This is a genomic window from Streptomyces sp. NPDC030893, from assembly GCF_055571535.1.
This window is the reverse complement of sequence record NZ_JBVIFC010000020.1, coordinates 31,260-50,174: the sequence shown is the minus strand read 5'-3', so window position 1 is coordinate 50,174 and position 18,915 is coordinate 31,260. Positions and strand designations below refer to the sequence as shown.

The window sequence follows — 18,915 nt, the reverse complement described above, 5'->3', positions numbered from 1 at the left end:
GCGTCTATCAGAAGTACGGGCGTGGCGTGGGGTGGCGAAGTCTGGCGTTTGCCGTCGCGCGTGGTTCTCTCCGCCTCCGCCACGGGAGGATGGGGCACGGTCGTCGGTGGTTAAGACGCCCGGGTCCGTCGCCAGGTTCCCGAGCGGTTCGCAACCACCCCTGGCCTTCTCCGAGTACGTACCCATCACGACCGCTGTGACGCTTCCGTCGAGCAAGGCCAGTCGACCGCAATACGCCTCCCCCTGAGGCAGTTTCAAGCCAACTTCGCTTTTCGGCAAGGGGTCTGCGGGGAGTTCCCTTCAGCCTCACGGACACCAGGAATCCCAGCAGGACAATGCTGGACATCTCCTCACGAGTACGTGTACATGTGGAGACACTGCCGGCGACGCAGAATGACATGGGGGTTTGCGATGCTTTTGAGCAGTACGTACCGGCCGGAAAGCCGGACGCCATGAACGCCCCGCACCCTCCGAAAGTGGCCGGAATCGATTCAACGGTTCCCGCACCGGCACACACCGTCGCGTCCGTCACGGGTACCTCTCCGGCCCCCGTGGCAAACCCCCAGAACGCACCGGGCGCGCTGCTCCAGGACCGTCTCGCCGGCTGGGTCTCCGACCTCACGACCCTCCACGAGCTCACGGAACGCCTGGTCCGCGCGGACACCCTCGACGAAGCGCTCCAGGAACTGCTGCGCGCGGGAGCCGCACTGGTCGGCGCGCGACGCGGCCTCGTCGCCCTGGAACCGGCCGACGGGCTCGGCCCGGTGACCACCGTCGGCCTCGGACTGGCCCGCGCGGACCTCGGCCACATGGAGACGGTGCCGCGCAGTTCCCTGTCGTACGGCAGGATCCTGGACGGTCTGCCCGGCGCCGACGACGGCATCGCCGAGCCCGACCTGTTCGCCGAGAAGGGGCTCGACCCGCGGCATCGCGAGGTCGCCGCCCGTCTCGGCTACGCCGCCAGCTTCGCCCTCCCCCTGACCACCGGGACCACCGGACGGCTGGGCGCCGCCGTATGGCTCTACGACGAGCCGGCCGAACCGTCGGAACGCCGGCGCCACCTCGTCGGCCTCTACATCCGTCAGGCCGCGGAGTACCTGGGCCGCCTGCTCGAACTCGAGCGCACACGTGAGCGCATGGCCACGATGGCCGAGGAACTGCTGCCCTCCCGCCTCCCCCGGATCCCCGGCGTCCAGCTCGCCGCGCGGCACCGCACCTCCCCACGCGGGGGCGGCGACTGGTACGACGCGCTGCCCCTGCCGGACGCGGCCCTCGGTCTCGCCGTCGGATCCGTCACCGGGTCGGGGCCCAGCGCGGTCGCGGCGATGGGCCGACTGCGGGCGTCGCTGCGCGCGTACGCGGTGATGGAGGGCGAGGATCCGGTCGCCGTCCTGTCCGACCTGGAGCTGCTGCTACGGCTCACCGAGCCCGCCCGGTCGGCCACCGCCCTGTTCGGCTACTGCGAGCCCGCGCTGCGCCGTATCACGCTCGCCGGAGCCGGACACAGCCCGCCCCTGCTGCTCGGGGACCGCCGCACGGAGTTCGTCGAGACCTCGGTGTCCGCCCCGCTGGGCATGCTCGCCTGCTGGGAGGCGCCGAGCGTGGAGGTCCAGGCCGAGGCGGGGGAAACGGTGCTGCTCTACACCGACGGCCTGCTGCACCGCACCGGTGACCCGACCGACCGCGCCTTCGCGCGGCTGCACGCCGCGGCGGCCGGAGTGCCCACGGCGCTCCGCCGGGACCCCGGTGCCGTCGCCGACCACGTCCTGCGCGCGGTGCTTCCGGAGGGCACCGGCACCGCGGACTCCACGGAGGACGTGGTGCTGCTGGCGGCACGGTTCGAGTAGCGACGGACCGGGCCCAGGCGACGGAAGCGGCCGGGCGGGTGTGTGGTCCCGGGGCCCGGGATGCGCGGCCCCGGGACCACTCCCGAACCGCTCAGCGAACCGTGATCACGGCCCCGGCCCGGGACCCGGCCGCCAGAGCATCCGCCCGGGTCGCACGATCCCGAGCTCCCCAAGGCCCCACGGCCGGGACGACGTTCGCGGCAGCCGCGTGGCGTCGACGCGGCGCCCGCGGCCGCCCCCGCCTGCGATCGTCCGTCGCGCGGGGGCGCACACGCCCCCAGGAGGCGCGCACAACCACCACCCGGACCCCGGCCCGCGCCGCCATCCGCGAGCACTCGCCCATGGACACCACTCGGAGCACCCCGCAGCCCCGACCACCCGCCCGGACCGGCCGCCCGAAGCCGGCCGCCGCGCGAGGGCGGCCACCCGCTCTCGACCACCACGCGAACGGCACGAGAGATGCCGCGGTTCCGGGCCACGCGGCGTGACCTGCAGCTCGGCACCTCCCGGTGGTGTGCCGCCGTTCCGGTATCGCTCTTGCCAGGAGTGCCGCCCCGGGTGCCGCGCGGTGGATTCGAACGGTCGGTCGGCGCGTGTGTGTGCGGCCCGGGGTCGCTCGGCCGCGCCGGCCGCCCGAGGGCTCACGGCTCCGGCCGTCGGCCGGGGTGAGGTCGTGCGGGCCCTGCGCGTGGGTGGTGGCGGGCGGCCGGTGTCCCACGTGTGTCGTCGGTAACAGGTGCTTCGCCGGTTCGTCCGTTTCCGCCCGACCGTACGATGGGGGTGGTCCAGTGCCGTATCGAGGAGGATGACCGTGGCGGACGAGCTGCCGGAGACCCCGGAGACTGCCGAAGAGGAGCCCGTCAAGCAGCGCAAGAACGGCCTGTACCCGGCCGTGTCCGACGAGCTGGCCGAGAACATGAGGAGCGGCTGGGCCGACACCGAGCTGCACGACCTGGAGCCGATCGCGCAGGCCGCCGAGGCCGCCGCCCGCCGCGCGGCGCTGTCCGCCCGTTTCCCCGGTGAGCGTCTGGTCGTCCCGGCGGGCAACCTCAAGACCCGGTCCAACGACACCGAGTACTCCTTCCGCGCGTCGGTCGAGTACGCGTACCTCACCGGCAACCAGACGGAGGACGGCGTCCTCGTCCTGGAGCCCACGGCCGAGGGTCACAAGGAGACGATCTACCTCCTGCCGCGCTCCGACCGGGAGAACGGCGAGTTCTGGCTGGACGGCCAGGGCGAACTCTGGGTCGGCCGCCGCCACTCCCTCACCGAGGCCGAGCAGCTGTACGGCATCCCCGCCTCCGACGTGCGCGAGCTGGCCGGGGCGCTGCGCGAGGCCACCGGACCGGTACGCGTGGTGCGCGGCCACGACGCCGGGATCGAGGCGGCGCTGACCGACAAGGTCACCGCCGAGCGGGACGAGGAGCTGCGGGTCTTCCTCTCCGAGATGCGGCTGGTCAAGGACGACTTCGAGATCGGCGAGCTGCAGAAGGCCGTCGACTCCACCGTGCGCGGCTTCGAGGACGTCGTGAAGGTCCTCGACAAGGCCGAGGCGACGTCCGAGCGCTACATCGAGGGAACGTTCTTCCTGCGCGCCCGCGTGGAGGGCAACGACGTCGGCTACGGCTCCATCTGCGCCGCCGGCCCGCACGCCTGCACGCTGCACTGGGTGCGCAACGACGGCCCGGTCCGTTCCGGCGACCTGCTGCTGCTCGACGCCGGCGTGGAGACGCACACGTACTACACGGCCGACGTCACGCGCACGCTGCCGGTCAACGGCCGCTACAGCGAGCTGCAGAAGAAGATCTACGACGCCGTGTACGACGCGCAGGAGGCCGGTATCGCGGCGGTGAAGCCGGGCGCCAAGTACCGGGACTTCCACGACGCCGCCCAGCGTGTGCTGGCCGAGCGGCTCGTCGAGTGGGGCCTGGTCGAGGGGCCGGTCGAGCGCGTCCTGGAGCTTGGTCTGCAGCGCCGCTGGACGCTGCACGGCACCGGTCACATGCTCGGCATGGACGTCCACGACTGCGCCGCCGCGCGGACCGAGACGTACGTCGACGGCACGCTGGAGCCCGGCATGGTGCTCACCGTCGAACCGGGCCTGTACTTCCAGGCCGACGACCTGACCGTGCCCGAGGAGTACCGGGGCATCGGCGTCCGCATCGAGGACGACATCCTCGTCACCGAGGACGGCAACCGGAACCTGTCCGCGGGACTGCCCCGGCGGTCGGACGAGGTCGAAGCGTGGATGGCGGGCCTGAAGGGCTGACGCGACGCTCCACGACGGCCGGGTACGCGCTCGCGTGCCCGGCCGTCACCGCACCGCGGACGGGCCGTCGCTACACGGCGACGAGGGGCGCGTCCTCGCGCCACTTCAGGATCTTGTCGAAGCTCACCACCGCGCCGCCCCGGCCCGGCTTGTTGCCGATGTGCACGTGGTCGGCCAGCTCCTGGATGAGACACAGACCCCGGCCGTGTTCGTCCTCGGACGGCACCGGACGGGACGGCGGCCGGGGCCGGCCGCCCCCGGCCGCGGCCGGAAAACCGGGGCCCGCGTCGGCGACCTCGATCCGGCACTTCTCGCCGTCGAGATAGGCGGTCACCCGGTACGCCTCCGAGGTTCCGCCCCGCGCGGTGTCCCCGCCGTGCTCGACCGCGTTCGCGCAGGCCTCGCTGAGGGCGACGGAAAGGTCGTAGGAGATGTCGGGGTCGACGCCCGCGGTCTCCATGGTGCCGAGCAACAGGCGCCGGGCGAGCGGCACGCTGGCGGCGTCGCGCCGCAGATGGAGTGACCACCAGATGCTCATGCTCCAGCCTCCTGGCTGCGGCTCGACATACCGTTACGTATTGCCCTGAGTACTCACTTGTAAGCGTGAAGTTGACGTGACGCCGCCCATATGGCGGGTGTGCTGTGGTACCGACCGGTGTATGTCGTGCGGTTCGCGGCAGAGGTGACCTTACGGTCGTACCTCATCTTGCGGACCTGCCGTACGGCGGCCGGGGGGCCGGTGCGATGATGAGGCCGCCATGTCTGCCCCCCATCCGCACACGGTGCGCTCCGGACGAGGCCTCCGGATCCTGCGGGCCGCGGTGTTCGCCGCGGTCTGCGTCGTGCTGGCCGGGGCAGGCCACACCATCGCCTCCCGAGCCGCCGTCCCCCTGTGGACGCTGGGCGCGGGCTTCCTCGTCGCGGTCGCGATCGTCGCGCCGCTCGCCGGACGCGCACGTTCCCTGGCCGGGATCGCGGCGACGCTGGCACTCGGCCAGACGGCACTGCACACGGTGTTCGGCCTGGGACAGCACGGCGCCCCCGCAACGGGGCCCGCGCTGTCCGACGCCGCGCTGATCGAGCGGGCCGCGCGACTGCTGTGCGGGCCCACCGCGGCGGGGATCAGCCCCGCGCGGGCCGAACGCATCCTCACCGACGCGCGGCTCCACCCCGGCGGGGCCGACGCCCACGCGGCGGACGCCGTGGCGTCCGGGGCGGGTTCGCCCGCGGCCCTGCTGCCGTCGCTGCCGATGCTGCTCGGCCACGTCCTCGCGGCGGTGGCCGCGGGATGGCTGCTGCGCCGCGGCGATCTGGCTCTGCTGCGGCTGACCGAGCTGTCGGCGCACGGTGTCACCGAGGGCACTCTCGTACGGTCGCTCCGCGCGGCGCTCGCCCTGGTGCGTGCCCTGCGCGCCGGGCTCCCCGGGGCGCCGGAGGAGACCCCACGTGTGGCGCGTACCGCGCTGCTGGCGGCTCCGGTGCCACGGACCCCCGCGCTCCAGCACACGGTGATCCGCCGGGGACCGCCCGCCGTTCCCGTCGCCGCACTCGCTCTCGCCGCCTGACGCGAGGCGACCACCACTCCGCACCGCCGGGTCTTCGCAGTCCTCTCGATGTCTTCGAGAGCTCGAGGGCTGCCGGTCTTCCGGGCGTCCGGGTTTCCGGGCTCCCTGACTTCCGGGCTTCCGGACTTCCGGACTTCCGGACTTCCGGGCTTCCGGACTTCCGGGCTTCCGGCTTCCGGTGAGGAGACGGGCGCCCGCGCGCGGCGTATCCCTCACCGTCACCGAAACCACAACCGAAGCGGAGTACTTCTGCCATGAAGGCTTCCCGTATCGCCGCCACCGCCGCCGCCGCCGCCGGCGTCACCGTCCTCGCCCTGGCCTCCCCCGCCCTCGCGCACGTCAGCGTGCAGCCCGAGGGCGAGGCCGCCAAGGGCGGCTACGCGGTCCTCGGCTTCAAGGTCCCCAACGAGCGGGACGACGCCTCCACCACCAAGCTCGAGATCAGCTTCCCCACGGACCACCCGCTGGCCTCCGTGATGCCGCAGCCGGTCGAGGGCTGGGACGTCGAGGTCACCAAGTCCAAGCTGGACAAGCCGCTCGAGATGCACGGCAAGACGATCAACGAGGCGGTCTCCAAGGTCACCTGGACCGCCAAGGGCGACGGCATCGAGCCCGGCTTCTTCCAGAAGTTCCCGGTCTCCGTCGGCACCCTGCCCGAGGACGCCGACGAACTCGTCTTCAAGGCCCTGCAGACGTACTCCAACAAGGAGGTCGTCCGCTGGATCGAGGTGCCGCAGAAGGGCCAGGACGAGCCCGACCACCCGGCTCCCGTGCTCGCCCTCTCGGCCGCCTCCGGGGACCACCACGGCGCCTCGGACGACGACAAGGCGTCCGGTGACGCCGGGGCGGCCGAGAAGGCCTCCGCCGAGACCTCCGCCGCGTCCGACGAGGGCGACTCCGGCGGTACCGACACCACCGCCCGCGTCCTGGGCGTCGTCGGAGTCGTGCTCGGCGCGGCCGGTGTCGCCTACGGCGTGCTCGCCGGGCGCCGGCGCACCACCGCCTGACCCCTCACCACCCTCTCCACGGCGCGCACCGGGACCGTCCACGGCCCCGTGGCGTCCCGGTGCGCGCCGGAACACCCACTTCAGGAACCATTCATGCGCAAGAAGACCTTCGCGGCGGCTGCTCTGCTCGCCGCCGCCTCCCTCACCCTCTCCGCCTGCGGCAGCGGCAACAACGACAGCGGTGACCCCGTCGCCGTGGTGTCCGAGGAGTCCGGCGCCGAGAAGGCGGCCACCGTGCTGGACAAGCCCTTCGAGAAGCCGGACCTCGTGCTGACCGACACCCGGGGCAAGGAGTACGACTTCCGCGCGGAGACCGCGGGCCGGCCCACCCTGATCTACTTCGGCTACACGCACTGCCCCGACGTCTGCCCGCTGACGATGAACAACCTCGCCGTGGCCAAGAAGCAGCTGCCCCAGGAGCAGCAGGACGAGCTGCGGATCGTGTTCGTCACCACCGACCCCGAGCGGGACACCCCCGCCGCGCTCGGCACGTGGCTCAAGGGAATCGACTCCCAGGTCGTCGGCCTGACCGGCGACTTCGACACCATCCAGGCCGGCGCCCGCACCCTCGGCATCACCATCGACCCGCCGCGCAAGGACGACAACGGCAAGACCGTCTCGGACCACGGCACCCAGGTCATCGCCTTCTCCCCCGAGACCGACGGCGGTTACGTCCTCTACGGCGAGGACGCCACCGTCGAGGACTACACCAAGGACCTGCCGAAGATCATCAAGGGCGAGAAGCCGTGAGGCGCCTGGCGGCGGCGGCCCTGGCCGCCGCCGGGGCGCTGGCCCTCGCCGGGTGCGGCTCGGGGCCGGGTGACGGCAAGGCGGAGCTGTCCGTGGGCTCCGCGTACATGCCGCAGCCGGTGTCGGACATGGCCGCCGGCTTCCTCACCATCACCAACGACGGGGACGCCGCCGACCGGCTCACCTCGGTCGGCAGCGACCTCGGCCGGGTCACCGTGCACGAGACCGTCGACGGTGCCATGCAGGAGGTCGACGGCCTCGACATCCCGGCCCACGGCAGCCTGGTGCTGGAGAGCGGCGGCAACCATCTGATGTTCGAGCAGCTCGAGCAGCGGCCGAAGCAGGGTCAGAAGGTGTCCGTCGAGCTCCGCTTCGACCATTCCGAGCCCGTCACGGTCGAGATCCCGGTGAAACCCGCCACCTACACGCCGAAGACCGGACACTGAGGGAGACACCCCCGTGACCCAGACCATCGCCCCCCGCGTGCGGACCCTGGTGCTGCTGTTCCTGGCCGTCACCGGCGCGCTCCTCGCCGGGGCCGCTCCCGCGTCCGCGCACGCCGCGCTGACCGGCAGCGACCCCGGGCGTGGGGCGGTGGTCGACACGGCCCCCACCCAGGTCTCGCTCACCTTTTCCGAGCAGGTCGCGGTGAGCGACGACGCCGTGCGGGTGCTCGACCCCCGGGGCGAACGGGTGGACAAGGGCGCTCCGGCCAACCCGAGCGGGACGACCTACACCGTGCGCCTGCTCAGCGGGCTGCCCGACGGCACCTACACCGTGGCCTACCAGGTGGTGTCGGCGGACAGCCACCCCGTCGCGGGTGCCTTCACCTTCTCCATCGGCGCGCCCTCCGAGACGTCCGTCTCGGTCTCCGCGCAGGGCTCCGACGGCGGCCTTGTCGGCTGGCTGTACGGCCTCGGCCGGTACGTGTCCTACGCCGGGTTCGTCGTCATGGCCGGCGGCGCCGCCTTCGTCCTCGCCTGCTGGACGCGCGGTTCCGGGGTGCGGGCGGTGCAGCGGCTGGTCGTCTCCGGGTGGCTGGCGCTCACCGCGGCCACGCTCGGGCTGCTGCTCCTGCGCGGCTCCTACACCACCTCGGGCAAGGTCGGCGACATCTTCGACCTCACGCTGCTCGGGGACGTGCTCCAGACCAAGACGGGTGCGGCACTGGTGTCCCGGCTGCTGCTGCTCGCCGCGGCGGCGCTGTTCATCGCCGTGCTGTTCGGCGCCCACGACAAGCGGGAGAACGAGGAGAAGCGGGACCTGACCTTCGGGCTCGCCATCGGCGGAACGGTCGTGGCGGCCGGGCTGGCGGCGAGCTGGGCCATGTCCGAGCACGCCTCCCAGGGGCTCCAGCCCGGGATCGCCATGCCGGTCGACGTGGTGCATCTGCTGGCCGTCGCCGCCTGGCTCGGCGGGCTCACCGCGCTGCTGGTCGCGCTCTTCCGGGCGCCGGCCGAGACCCCGGTCGACCGGGACGCCGTCCGGCGGTTCTCGCGGCTGGCCTTCGGCAGCGTGATCGCGCTGGTCGTCACCGGCGTCTACCAGAGCTGGCGGCAGCTCGGCTCCTGGTCGGCGTTCACCGACACCCGGTACGGGCAGCTGCTGCTCGTCAAGATCGGGCTCGTGGCGGTGATGGTCGGCGTCGCCTCCGTCTCACGTCGGTGGACCGCCCGGCTGGCGGAGGTGCCCGCGGAGACCGCCTCCGCGGACGAGGCCGACGCCGGGACAGCAGGACCGGACGAGGCCGCCTCCCGGGCCGCCGGCGCCCGCAAGGACGTGGTCGCCGCCGGGCAGACCGGAAAGGCCGAGGACACCGGGAACACCGGAACGGGGCCCGCCGACGGCCCGGCGGCCGGTGCGGGATCCGCTCGGGCCGCTCAGCTCGCCCGGCAGCGGGCCGCGGTGGAGAACGCCCGGCAGAAGCGCCTGCGGGACGCCGACCCCCATCGCTCGGGTCTGCGCCGCTCCGTATTCGCCGAGGCGGGCATCGCCGTCGTCCTGCTCGCCGTCACCACCGTGCTCACCCAGACCGAGCCGGGACGCACGGAGCAGGAGGCCAAGGCGGCCGGCGCCTCCTCGGCGTCCGCCGCCACCGGTCAGGGCACCGGCGCGGTGACCCTGAACATGCCCTTCGACACCGGCAGCAAGGACGGCAAGGGCGTCGTCACGATCGACCTCGATCCCGCACGCGTCGGTGACAACGCCGTGCACATCTATGTGGAAGGCACGGACGGACGGCCCGTCGACATCCCCGAGGTGAAGCTCGCCTTCACCCTCTCCGTCCAGGACATCGGGCCGCTGCCCGTCGTCCCCGACCGCATCGCCGCCGGACACTGGTCGGCGAGCGGAGTACAGCTCCCCATGGCGGGCGACTGGAAGGTCGAGGTGACCGTGCGCACCTCCGACATCGACCAGGTGACCGTCTCGAAGAACGCGCAGATCGGCTGAACGACCATGGCTGACCAGTCCATCCCGCAGGTCCGTACCCCGGAGACCGTCCAGGAGGCGCCGGCCGGCCGGACCGGCGGAGAAGGCATCTCGCGCCGCCGGCTGCTCGGCACGGCGGGCGCCACGGGGCTCGTCCTCGGGGCGGCGGGCGGGGCCGTGGGGTACGCGTCGGCGCCCGCCGGAGCCACTCCGCTGACGTCGGTGGGCGACAGCCAGGTCCCGTTTCACGTGAAACATCAGCCCGGCATCACCCAGCCGCTCCAGTCCGTGGGCCATCTCATCGCCTTCGACCTCGCAGCCGGCGCGGGCCGCAAGGAGGCGGCCGCACTGCTGCGCCGTTGGTCGGACACGGCCCGCCGGCTGATGGCGGGCGAACCGAGCGCACACGGCGACACCGCTGTGGCCCGGGACGCCGGCCCCTCCTCGCTGACCCTCACCTTCGGTTTCGGTCACAGCTTCTTCGGGCGTACCGGGCTGGAGAAGCAGCGCCCGGTCGCCCTGGACCCGCTGCCGGACTTCTCCTCCGACCACCTCGACAAGGCGCGCAGCAACGGCGATCTGTGGGTGCAGATCGGTGCCGACGACGCCCTCGTGGCCTTCCACGCCCTGCGTGCGGTCCAGAAGGACGCGGGATCGGCGGCCAGGGTGCGCTGGCAGATGAACGGGTTCAACCGCTCCCCGGGGGCCACCGCCCATCCCATGACCACCCGCAACCTGATGGGCCAGGTCGACGGCACCCGCAACCCCGAGCCCGCCGACTCCGACTTCGACCGGCGGATCTTCGTCCCGGAGAAGGGCGAGCCCGCCTGGATGGCGAACGGCTCCTACGTGGTCGTACGCCGTATCCGCATGCTGCTGGACGACTGGGAGAAGCTGCCGGTCAAGGAGCAGGAGCAGGTGATCGGGCGACGGAAGTCCGACGGGGCGCCGCTGACCGGAGGCACCGAGACATCCGACATGGACCTGGAGAAGACCCACGCCGACGGCAGTCTGGTGGTCCCCTTCAACGCCCACGCGAGGATCACCCGGCCCGATCAGAACGGCGGCGCGGCAATGCTCCGCCGCCCGTTCTCGTACCACGACGGCATCGGCACGGACGGTGTGCCGGACGCGGGTCTGCTGTTCATCTGCTGGCAGGCGGATCCGCTGCGCGGCTTCGTTCCGGTGCAGCGCAAACTGGACCGGGGCGACGCGCTGACGCCGTTCGTCCGTCACGAGGCGAGCGGGCTGTTCGCGGTGCCGGGCGGTGCGGCGGAGGGAGAGTATGTGGGTCAGGCGCTGCTGGAGGGGTGAGAACGGCCCCGCGTCACCCCTGGGGGCTTTCCGGACGCTGCCGTCGCCGCGGGCCCATTAGGGTGAGGACATGCCAGCGAGCTATGCGTATCTCGGCCCTGAGGGCACCTTCACCGAAGTCGCCCTGCGGACGCTTCCCGAGGCGGCGACCCGTGAGCTGATCCCTTACGTGTCGGTGCAGTCCGCGCTCGACGCGGTGCGGGCGGGCGAGGCCGAGGCCGCTTTCGTCCCCATCGAGAACTCGGTGGAGGGCGGCATCACCACCACCCTCGACGAGCTCGTCGCGGGCGCCCCGCTGATGATCTACCGCGAGGTGCTGCTGTCGATCACCTTCGCGCTGCTGGTGCGTCCGGGCACCAAGCTGTCCGACATCAAGACCGTCACCGCCCACCCTGCCGCCCAGCCGCAGGTGCGCAACTGGCTGAGGACACACCTCCCGGACGCCGTCTGGGAATCGGCCGCCTCGAACGCGGACGGTGCGCGGCTGGTCCAGGAGGGCCGCTACGACGCCGCCTTCGCCGGTGAGTTCGCCGCCGCCCGGTACGGGCTCGAGGCCCTGGAGACGGAGATCCACGACGCGGAGAACGCGCAGACCAGGTTCGTCCTGGTGGGCCGCCCCGCCCGGCCGGCCGCGCCCACCGGTGCCGACAAGACCTCCGTCGTGCTGTGGCAGCGGGACGACCACCCCGGCGGTCTGCGCGACCTGCTGGGCGAGTTCGCCACCCGGGGCATCAACCTGATGCTGCTCCAGTCACGGCCCACCGGCGCCGGAATCGGCAATTACTGCTTCTGCATCGACGCCGAGGGCCATATCTCGGACCGCCGGATGGCGGAGGCCCTGATGGGCCTGAAGCGGATCTGTCTCCAGGTGCGCTATCTCGGTTCGTACCCGCGTGCGGACGTGCGGCCGGGGGAGGTGCGGCCGCCGTTCCCCGGGACGTCGGACGAGGAGTTCGCGGGGGCGGCGGACTGGGTGGCGCGGTGCCAGGACGGCCGGTTCTGAGGCGGGCGGCGACGCCCGGACGCCCGGTCCTACCTGCTGATTGTCTTTATCCACAGAAGTTATCCACAGGTCCGCTTCTCGACCTGGGGACAAGTCGACACCGAAGTGCCATTCGGTCGACAAATCGCCCTTCAGGTCATGATCGCATTCATCCTTCGATACATCACCCTTCGTCCACCCTTTTCCTTCGGTCAACCCTTTGGGGCGAACTCTTTCCACCCAAAAGTGGGGGTAGAGGGGGTTCGTGCGGGGAATCCCCGGCGTTGATCATGCATTCCGGAGTGATCAATTCCGAAGTCCACAGATCTTCCCCACATCCTGTGGATAACTTCACGAGGAGGGGGGTGCCTGTGGACAACCGAGCCCAAGTACCGCCTCGCACAAGGCATTCGGGTCAATCGGCAGCCCGGGGAACGACTCGTTCAAGGGGCGGGCACCCCTTCCATTGACTCTCCATCGGCCCGACGGAAGACAAGGTGCGTTCCCCCCATAACGGAACGTGATCCGTTCCTCCGCAATAGTGAGTCGTGGGCCGTCATCGCGCACCGGTAGCCTGGACCGCGTGATTGACCTTCGCCTGCTCCGTGAGGACCCCGACCGTGTGCGCGCTTCGCAGCGCGCCCGTGGAGAGGACGTCGCGCTCGTCGACGCCCTCCTGTCTGCCGACGAACGGCGCAGGTCGTCCGGCGTCCGCTTCGACGAGCTGCGCGCCGAGCAGAAGTCGCTCGGCAAGCTCATCCCCAAGGCGGCCGGCGACGAGAAGGCGGAGCTGCTCAAGAAGGCCGAACAGCTCAAGGCCGACGTGAAGGCCGCCGACGCCGACCGGGACGCCGCCGCCACCGAGACGCAGGACCTCCTGCTCAAGCTGAGCAACCTCGTCCACCCCGACGTGCCCGTCGGAGGCGAGGAGGAGTTCGTCACGCTGGAGACGCACGGCACCGTCCGCGACTTCGGCGCCGAGGGCTTCGAGCCCAGGGACCACCTCGAGCTCGGCCAGATCCTCGGCGCCATCGACGTCGAGCGCGGCGCCAAGGTCTCCGGCTCCCGCTTCTACTTCCTCACCGGTGTCGGTGCGCTGCTGGAGCTCGCCCTGGTGAACGCGGCGATCGCCCAGGCCACCGCGGCCGGCTTCACGCCGATGCTGACCCCGGCGCTGGTCCGCCCCCAGTCGATGGCCGGCACCGGCTTCCTCGGCCAGGCGGCGCAGGACGTCTACCACCTCGACAAGGACGACCTGTACCTGGTGGGCACCTCCGAGGTGCCGCTGGCCGCGTACCACATGGACGAGATCATCGACGCCGACCGGCTGCCGCTGCGCTACGCGGGCTTCTCGCCCTGCTTCCGCCGCGAGGCCGGTTCGCACGGCAAGGACACCCGGGGCATCTTCCGCGTACACCAGTTCGACAAGGTCGAGATGTTCTCGTACGTCGCCCCGGAGGACTCGCAGGCGGAGCACCAGAGGCTGCTGGAGTGGGAGAAGCAGTGGCTGACCTCGCTGGAGCTGCCGTACCGCGTGATCGACGTCGCCTCGGGCGACCTGGGCTCCTCGGCCGCGCGTAAGTACGACTGCGAGGCGTGGATCCCGACCCAGGGCAAGTACCGCGAGCTGACCTCGACCTCGGACTGCACCGAGTTCCAGTCGCGCCGGCTGTCCATCCGGGTCCGCGAGGACAAGAAGGTGCGCCCGCTGGCCACGCTCAACGGCACGCTGTGCGCCGTACCGCGCACCATCGTGGCGATCCTGGAGAACCACCAGCAGGCCGACGGCTCGGTCCGGGTGCCGGAGGTGCTGCGTCCCTACCTGGGCGGCCGGGAGCTCCTGGAACCGGTCGCCAAGTGAACGCGGCCTTCCCCTACGGGCTCGTCGCCACCGACCTCGACGGCACGCTGCTGCGGGACGACCACTCGGTCTCCCGCCGCACACGTGACGCGCTCGCCGCCGCCACCGCGGCGGGCGCCGCCCACATCGTCGTCACCGGCCGCGCCGCGCCCTGGACGCGCCCCATACTCGACGACCTCGGTTACACCGGTCTCGCCGTCTGCGCCCAGGGCGCACAGGTGTACGACGCCGGAGCGCACCGGCTGCTGACGTCGGTGACGCTGGACCGGCAGCTGGCCGGGGTGGCGCTGGCCAAGATCGAGGCGGAGGTCGGCCCGCTGTACCTGGCGGCCAGCCGCGACGGCCTGGACGGCGAGGTGCTGGTCGGTCCCGGCTACGAGGTCACGGGCGCACTGCCCGCGACGCCCTTCACCGACGCCGCCGACGTGTGGGCGGCCCCTCTGAACAAGCTGTACATCCAGCACCCGGAGCTGACCACCGACGAGCTCGCCGCGGCCGCCACCGCCGCCGCGGGCGGTTTCGTCACCGTCACCATGGCGGGCGAGGGCATCGTCGAGCTGCTCCCGCTCGGCCTGTCGAAGGCGACGGGGCTGTCGCTGGCCGCCCGTCGGCTGGGCGTGAAGGCGGCGGAGACGATCGCCTTCGGCGACATGCCCAACGACCTGCCGATGTTCGCCTGGGCCGGACACGGCGTGGCCATGGCCAACGCGCACGCGGAGCTGAAGGCGGTGGCCGACGAGGTGACGGCCTCCAACGAGGAGGACGGCATCGCGGTGGTCGTGGAGCGGCTGCTGGGCTGACGCCCGGCGTTCCGCGTAGTGCTGTGTTGCGTACGCGTGTTGCGTATTGCGTATTGCGTATTGCGTATTGCGGAGGATGCACGGATCGAACGTGCGCGGGCTTTCCAGCCCGACCACGGCTCAGCAAGCCGGTGCCTTGCCACTCGGCCAATCCTCCGGGCAGGGCGGCCCACGCGCCGTGAGTGCGCGTGCTCGAAGCGGCCGCCCCGGGCAGCTCCCGCGCGGGCGGACTCGACGGAGCAGTAGGGATTACTCCGGAGTCCGCCGCGGGCTGCCCTGAAGGGAGCTGGACGTACTGCCGTGCATGGGCATCGCCCCGCTCCTCTCCCGGCACGAAGACGCCGGACGTTCCCGGCGATGCGGACACCCTCACTGTGCCCCGGCGGACGCATCGGGCGCCACCGAATAAAACGGCGGGCGGCGCCGCTGTCGCTGTCAGCGGCGCCGCCCACTCGTCTCGTCGGGACTCTGCTCGCGGTGCTCACTCCTCGCCGGCGAGCGTGAGCGAGCGCAGCTTCTGGCCGGCGTACCAGGTCGCCAGCACGGTGACCGCGACGAGCAGGACCGTAGCGGTCGTCAGGCCCACGTCCGAGGTGACCAGGTCACCGCCGGAGACCTTCTGCGCGACGGCCAGCGACCACTGCTGGACGCTCAGCGTGCGCGCGCCGGGCACCAGCGAGCCGAACAGCGCCTCCCAGACCAGCGCGTAGACCAGCCCGAACACCACCGCGTGCCGCGAGACCGTGCCGAGCAGCAGGAAGAGCGCCGCGTACGCGATGGAGGCGACCAGCGCGGCCACGGTGTAGGCCACGGCGACCTGCTGGCCGTTGCCGTTCAGGACGAAGCCCGCGATCAGTGTCGGGACCGCCGAGAACACCATGGTGACGGCGATGGCGACGATCAGCTTGGTGTAGATGATCGTGGGCCGTTTGATCGGCTTGGACAGCAGGTACACCACCGAGCCGTCGTCGATCTCGGGACCGATCGCCCCGGTGCCCGCGATGACGCCGATGATCGGCACCATCGTGGCCAGCGCCAGCCCGCCCAGCACGTCGGCGGCGGTCTGGTCGTCGGCACCGGCGAGGGCGCGCACCGCCAGGGAGATCGCGACGAGCAGCAGGGGCAGCGCGCCCAGGATGAGGGCCCGGCGCCGGCCGAGCAGGGCCCGGTAGGTAAGCCGGGCGACTGTGGGGTCGTACATGTTCGGCCTCCTACGCCGCGACGAGATACGAGAAGACGGACTCGAGGGACTCGTCGGACGGCGAGACCGTGAGCAGCCGGATGCCGTGCTCACGCGCGACCTTCGGCAGCAGGGACGTGAAGCGCCCGAAGTCGACGGCCTGGATGCGCAGGGCACCCTCCGCCACGTCCACCTCGATGCCGGACGTCGACGGGTCGGCGATCAGCGCGGCCGCGAGCGCGCGGTCGTCGCTGGAACGCACCAGATAGCGGTGCGGCCGGTCCGTCATCAGGCGGCGGATCCTGCGGAAGTCACCGCTGGCCGCGTGCCGGCCGGCGACGACGACCTCGATGTGCCAGGCGAGCTGCTCCACCTCTTCGAGGATGTGGGACGAGAACAGCACGGTGCGGCCCTCGTCGCCCATGCGCCGCAGCAGGTCCATGAGCTGCATGCGCTGGCGCGGGTCCATGCCGTTGAAGGGCTCGTCCAGCAGGAGCAGCGACGGCTCGTGGACCAGCGCGGAGGCCATCTTCACGCGCTGTCGCATGCCCTTGGAGTAGGTGGCGATCTTGCGGTCCTGCGCGTACTCCATCTCGACCGTGGCCAGCGCCTTCTGGGCGGCCTTGGCGCCCAGGCCGTGCAGTTCGGCGTTGGCGACGACGAACTCGCGGCCGGTCAGGAAGTCGTACATCGCCTCGCGCTCGGGGACGATGCCGATGTGCTTGTAGATGGCCTCGTTGCGCCAGACCTGCTGTCCGTCGAGGGTGACGGAGCCGGTGGAGGGGGCGAGGAAGCCGCCCATCATGTTGATGAGGGTCGACTTGCCCGCGCCGTTGGGGCCGAGCAGGCCGGTGACGCCGGGTCCGATGGTCATGGTGATGTCGTTGACGGCGACCACGTTGCCGAACCAGCGGGAGACATGGTCGATGTTGAGCGTGGTCACAATCCCACCTTCTTGTAACGGCGCACCAGAAGGCCGTAGCACGCGGCGATCAGGCCGAGGGTGAACAGGACGTAGACGACGCCCTCGGCGCTGCCCGGGCCCTCCCCGCCGGGGAAGGCGGAGCTCGCGCCGAGGAAGGCGGACTGCACACCGTCGACGAGGGTGATCGGCGAGAACAGGCCGATCCAGGTGGCGGCGTCGCCGCTGCCCTGGACGTCCGCGATCGCCTGGAGCGTGGAGACCGCGCCGTAGGAGATGGTGAGCACGGCGATCACGGCCGCGATGCCGAAGCCGCGGCGCGGGGTGACCGACGCGATGACCAGGCCGATGCCGGCGAAGAGCAGCGAGAGCAGAGCCACGGAGACGAGTCCCTGTGCGAATCCCTTGGTCTGGTCGGCGAAGTCGAGCTTGGCCAGCAGCGCGCCGACGTACAGCACCAGCAGGGGGGCGGCGGTGAGGATGAACAGGGCCGAGGCCAGCGCGGCGAACTTGGCGCGCACGTAGTCGGCGGTCTCGATGGGCCGCGAGAAGTACAGCGGTACGGTCTTGAAGCGCAGGTCGCGCGAGACGGACTGGGGCGCCTGCGAGGCGACGTACAGGCTGATGACGGCCTGCATGACGATCGCGTAGCGCGTGTAGTCCAGGGGGAGGTCCTTGGCTTTGGTGGCGACCGCGACGGCCACCATGATGGCGGCGGGCACGCACATCACCACGAACAGCAGCATCGGCAGCACCTTGGACTTCACCGAGCGGCCGAGGCCGTAGGAGCCGCGCAGGGACTGCGAGTACAGCGACAGTCGCGCGTAACCGCGGCCCAGGCGGGGTCCGTCGTAGGAGCGGTAGCCGATGTTGTGGATACGGGTGTCACCCGGTGCAGTGGCTGGTGTCTGCATGGACTGCTCAGCTGCCATGGCCGACCGCCTCCTTCCGCTGCTCGTCGCGCTGGTCGTCGCTGTCGGTGAAGACCTCGGAGATGTGGTGCCGGCGCTGCTCCATGCGCACCAGTCCGAGGCCGAGGTCCGCGATGACGTCGCGGACCAGGTCGTACGTCTCCTCGCCCCGCGCGGTGAGCAGCAGGACGTGTCCGGCACCCGGCAGTCCGCTGCCGTCCTCGGTGCTCACCCCGCGCGCGTGCAGCGCGTCGCGCACCGCGCGGGTGCCGTCCGGGTGCTCGTCGGTGTCGGTGACCTCGATCGCGAGGGTCGTGGTGGTCTGCGTGAAGTCCGTGGTGGAGCTGGAGCGCAGCAGCTTGCCGCCGTCGATGACGACGACGTGGTCGCAGGTGCGCTCCAGCTCGCCCAGCAGGTGGGAGGTGACCAGCACGGAGATGCCGAAGTCGGTGTGGATCCGGCGGATCAGGCCGAGCATCTCGTCGCGGCCGACCGGGTCGAGGCCGTTGGTCGGCTCGTCCAGGAAGACCAGCTGGGGGTCGTGCACCAGGGCCTGCGCGAGCTTCACCCGCTGCTTCATGCCGGTGGAGTAGCCGCCGATGGGACGGTAGCGCTCCTCGTAGAGGCCCACGTGGCGCAGGGTGTCCGCGGTGCGCTCCCGCGCGGCGGTGGGCGGCAGGCCGGACATGCGCGCCATGTGGACGACGAACTCGGTGGCCGAGACGTCCGGTGGCAGGCAGTCGTGTTCCGGCATGTAGCCGACCCGCTCGCGGATGGCGGGGCCGTTGGTGACGACATCGAGTCCGAGCACTTCGGCGCGGCCCTCGGTGGCGGGGGACAGACCCAGAAGGATCTTGATCAGTGTGGACTTGCCGGCTCCATTGGCTCCGACGAGTCCGGTCACACCGGGCCCGACGTCCACGGAGAGCCGGTCAAGAGCGGTCACCCTCGGGAACCGCTTGCTCAGGCTTTCGGTCGCGATCACAGTCACGTCCATGACGGTAGTGACCGGTACCACTCGGGTCGTCAGACCGTGGAGCCGTCTTGGGATCCCCCTGGAGTCGTACGGGCCCGTAG

At 71.5% G+C, this 18,915-nt stretch carries 16 protein-coding genes and 1 tRNA gene; 11 read left to right on the top strand and 6 right to left on the bottom strand.

All coding sequences use genetic code 11. From position 1 onward, the window contains the following. Positions 1-335 precede the first annotated feature (335 nt). The gene (locus ACZ434_RS28830; protein WP_468460920.1) at positions 336-1,847 is read left to right on the top strand and encodes a PP2C family protein-serine/threonine phosphatase; all 1,512 of its coding nucleotides are present in this window, start codon (positions 336-338) and stop codon (positions 1,845-1,847) included. A gap of 805 nt (positions 1,848-2,652) precedes the next feature. Next, positions 2,653-4,116, top strand: a complete 1,464-nt coding sequence (locus ACZ434_RS28825) for an aminopeptidase P family protein (protein ID WP_468460918.1) — start codon at positions 2,653-2,655, stop codon at positions 4,114-4,116. Positions 4,117-4,186: 70 nt separating this feature from the next. Here the strand turns inward: ACZ434_RS28825 and ACZ434_RS28820 are convergent, their stop codons facing one another. Then, positions 4,187-4,654, bottom strand: coding sequence for an ATP-binding protein (locus tag ACZ434_RS28820; protein WP_468460916.1), 468 nt, complete (start codon positions 4,652-4,654; stop codon positions 4,187-4,189). A 220-nt stretch (positions 4,655-4,874) separates the two neighbouring features. Here ACZ434_RS28820 and ACZ434_RS28815 point away from each other — a divergent pair, with 220 nt between their 5' ends. From ACZ434_RS28815 to ACZ434_RS28775, 9 genes are all read left to right on the top strand, one after another. Further along, complete coding sequence (locus ACZ434_RS28815; protein ID WP_468460914.1) at positions 4,875-5,681, top strand: hypothetical protein; 807 nt, start codon at positions 4,875-4,877, stop codon at positions 5,679-5,681. A gap of 254 nt (positions 5,682-5,935) precedes the next feature. Continuing rightward, the gene (locus ACZ434_RS28810; protein WP_468460912.1) at positions 5,936-6,688 is read left to right on the top strand and encodes a YcnI family copper-binding membrane protein; all 753 of its coding nucleotides are present in this window, start codon (positions 5,936-5,938) and stop codon (positions 6,686-6,688) included. 93 nt (positions 6,689-6,781) lie between these two features. Then, positions 6,782-7,438, top strand: a complete 657-nt coding sequence (locus ACZ434_RS28805; RefSeq protein WP_468460910.1) for an SCO family protein — start codon at positions 6,782-6,784, stop codon at positions 7,436-7,438. After that, positions 7,435-7,884 carry a copper chaperone PCu(A)C gene (locus ACZ434_RS28800; protein ID WP_468460908.1) on the top strand — a complete coding sequence of 150 codons (450 nt, stop codon included), beginning with the start codon at positions 7,435-7,437 and terminating at the stop codon, positions 7,882-7,884. The genes ACZ434_RS28805 and ACZ434_RS28800 overlap by 4 nt, the downstream gene beginning before the upstream one ends. A gap of 13 nt (positions 7,885-7,897) precedes the next feature. Continuing rightward, the gene (locus ACZ434_RS28795; protein WP_468460906.1) at positions 7,898-9,889 is read left to right on the top strand and encodes a copper resistance CopC/CopD family protein; all 1,992 of its coding nucleotides are present in this window, start codon (positions 7,898-7,900) and stop codon (positions 9,887-9,889) included. A 6-nt stretch (positions 9,890-9,895) separates the two neighbouring features. Further along, the gene (gene efeB, locus ACZ434_RS28790) at positions 9,896-11,182 is read left to right on the top strand and encodes an iron uptake transporter deferrochelatase/peroxidase subunit (protein ID WP_468460904.1); all 1,287 of its coding nucleotides are present in this window, start codon (positions 9,896-9,898) and stop codon (positions 11,180-11,182) included. A gap of 70 nt (positions 11,183-11,252) precedes the next feature. After that, entirely contained in the window at positions 11,253-12,185 is a 933-nt protein-coding gene (gene pheA / locus ACZ434_RS28785) for a prephenate dehydratase (protein WP_468460902.1), read from the top strand. A gap of 562 nt (positions 12,186-12,747) precedes the next feature. Further along, positions 12,748-14,025 (top strand): serine--tRNA ligase, encoded by a 1,278-nt coding sequence (gene serS / locus ACZ434_RS28780; protein WP_468460900.1) that lies wholly within the window; start codon positions 12,748-12,750, stop codon positions 14,023-14,025. Continuing rightward, on the top strand, positions 14,022-14,825 hold the full coding sequence (locus ACZ434_RS28775; RefSeq protein WP_468460898.1) for an HAD family hydrolase: 804 nt from the start codon (positions 14,022-14,024) through the stop codon (positions 14,823-14,825). Before serS ends, ACZ434_RS28775 begins: the two co-directional genes overlap by 4 nt. Before the next feature lie 70 nt (positions 14,826-14,895). On the opposite strand, the gene ACZ434_RS28770 is transcribed toward ACZ434_RS28775, so the two are convergent. The 5 genes from ACZ434_RS28770 to ACZ434_RS28750 form a co-directional block, all read right to left on the bottom strand. Beyond that, positions 14,896-14,982: transfer RNA gene (locus ACZ434_RS28770), tRNA-Ser, on the bottom strand. Positions 14,983-15,306: 324 nt separating this feature from the next. Beyond that, positions 15,307-16,026 (bottom strand): ABC transporter permease subunit, encoded by a 720-nt coding sequence (locus tag ACZ434_RS28765; RefSeq protein WP_468460896.1) that lies wholly within the window; start codon positions 16,024-16,026, stop codon positions 15,307-15,309. 10 nt (positions 16,027-16,036) lie between these two features. Further along, positions 16,037-16,948, bottom strand: coding sequence for an ABC transporter ATP-binding protein (locus ACZ434_RS28760; RefSeq protein ID WP_468460894.1), 912 nt, complete (start codon positions 16,946-16,948; stop codon positions 16,037-16,039). Continuing rightward, a complete protein-coding gene (locus tag ACZ434_RS28755; RefSeq protein WP_468460892.1) occupies positions 16,945-17,859 on the bottom strand; it encodes an ABC transporter permease in 915 nt (304 codons plus the stop codon). The genes ACZ434_RS28760 and ACZ434_RS28755 overlap by 4 nt, the downstream gene beginning before the upstream one ends. Further along, positions 17,849-18,835, bottom strand: coding sequence for an ABC transporter ATP-binding protein (locus ACZ434_RS28750; RefSeq protein ID WP_468460890.1), 987 nt, complete (start codon positions 18,833-18,835; stop codon positions 17,849-17,851). The genes ACZ434_RS28755 and ACZ434_RS28750 overlap by 11 nt, the downstream gene beginning before the upstream one ends. Positions 18,836-18,915: the final 80 nt, after the last annotated feature.

What these genes read in the sequence shown, in the direction of transcription:
- ACZ434_RS28830 (WP_468460920.1), top strand. Translation starts at nt 336, where the DNA reads ATGCTGGACATCTCCTCACGAGTACGTGTACATGTGGAGACACTGCCG.
- ACZ434_RS28825 (WP_468460918.1), top strand. Translation starts at nt 2,653, where the DNA reads ATGACCGTGGCGGACGAGCTGCCGGAGACCCCGGAGACTGCCGAAGAG.
- ACZ434_RS28820 (WP_468460916.1), bottom strand. Translation starts at nt 4,654, where the DNA reads ATGAGCATCTGGTGGTCACTCCATCTGCGGCGCGACGCCGCCAGCGTG.
- ACZ434_RS28815 (WP_468460914.1), top strand. Translation starts at nt 4,875, where the DNA reads ATGTCTGCCCCCCATCCGCACACGGTGCGCTCCGGACGAGGCCTCCGG.
- ACZ434_RS28810 (WP_468460912.1), top strand. Translation starts at nt 5,936, where the DNA reads ATGAAGGCTTCCCGTATCGCCGCCACCGCCGCCGCCGCCGCCGGCGTC.
- ACZ434_RS28805 (WP_468460910.1), top strand. Translation starts at nt 6,782, where the DNA reads ATGCGCAAGAAGACCTTCGCGGCGGCTGCTCTGCTCGCCGCCGCCTCC.
- efeB (WP_468460904.1), top strand. Translation starts at nt 9,896, where the DNA reads ATGGCTGACCAGTCCATCCCGCAGGTCCGTACCCCGGAGACCGTCCAG.
- pheA (WP_468460902.1), top strand. Translation starts at nt 11,253, where the DNA reads ATGCCAGCGAGCTATGCGTATCTCGGCCCTGAGGGCACCTTCACCGAA.
- ACZ434_RS28765 (WP_468460896.1), bottom strand. Translation starts at nt 16,026, where the DNA reads ATGTACGACCCCACAGTCGCCCGGCTTACCTACCGGGCCCTGCTCGGC.
- ACZ434_RS28755 (WP_468460892.1), bottom strand. Translation starts at nt 17,859, where the DNA reads ATGGCAGCTGAGCAGTCCATGCAGACACCAGCCACTGCACCGGGTGAC.
- ACZ434_RS28750 (WP_468460890.1), bottom strand. Translation starts at nt 18,835, where the DNA reads ATGGACGTGACTGTGATCGCGACCGAAAGCCTGAGCAAGCGGTTCCCG.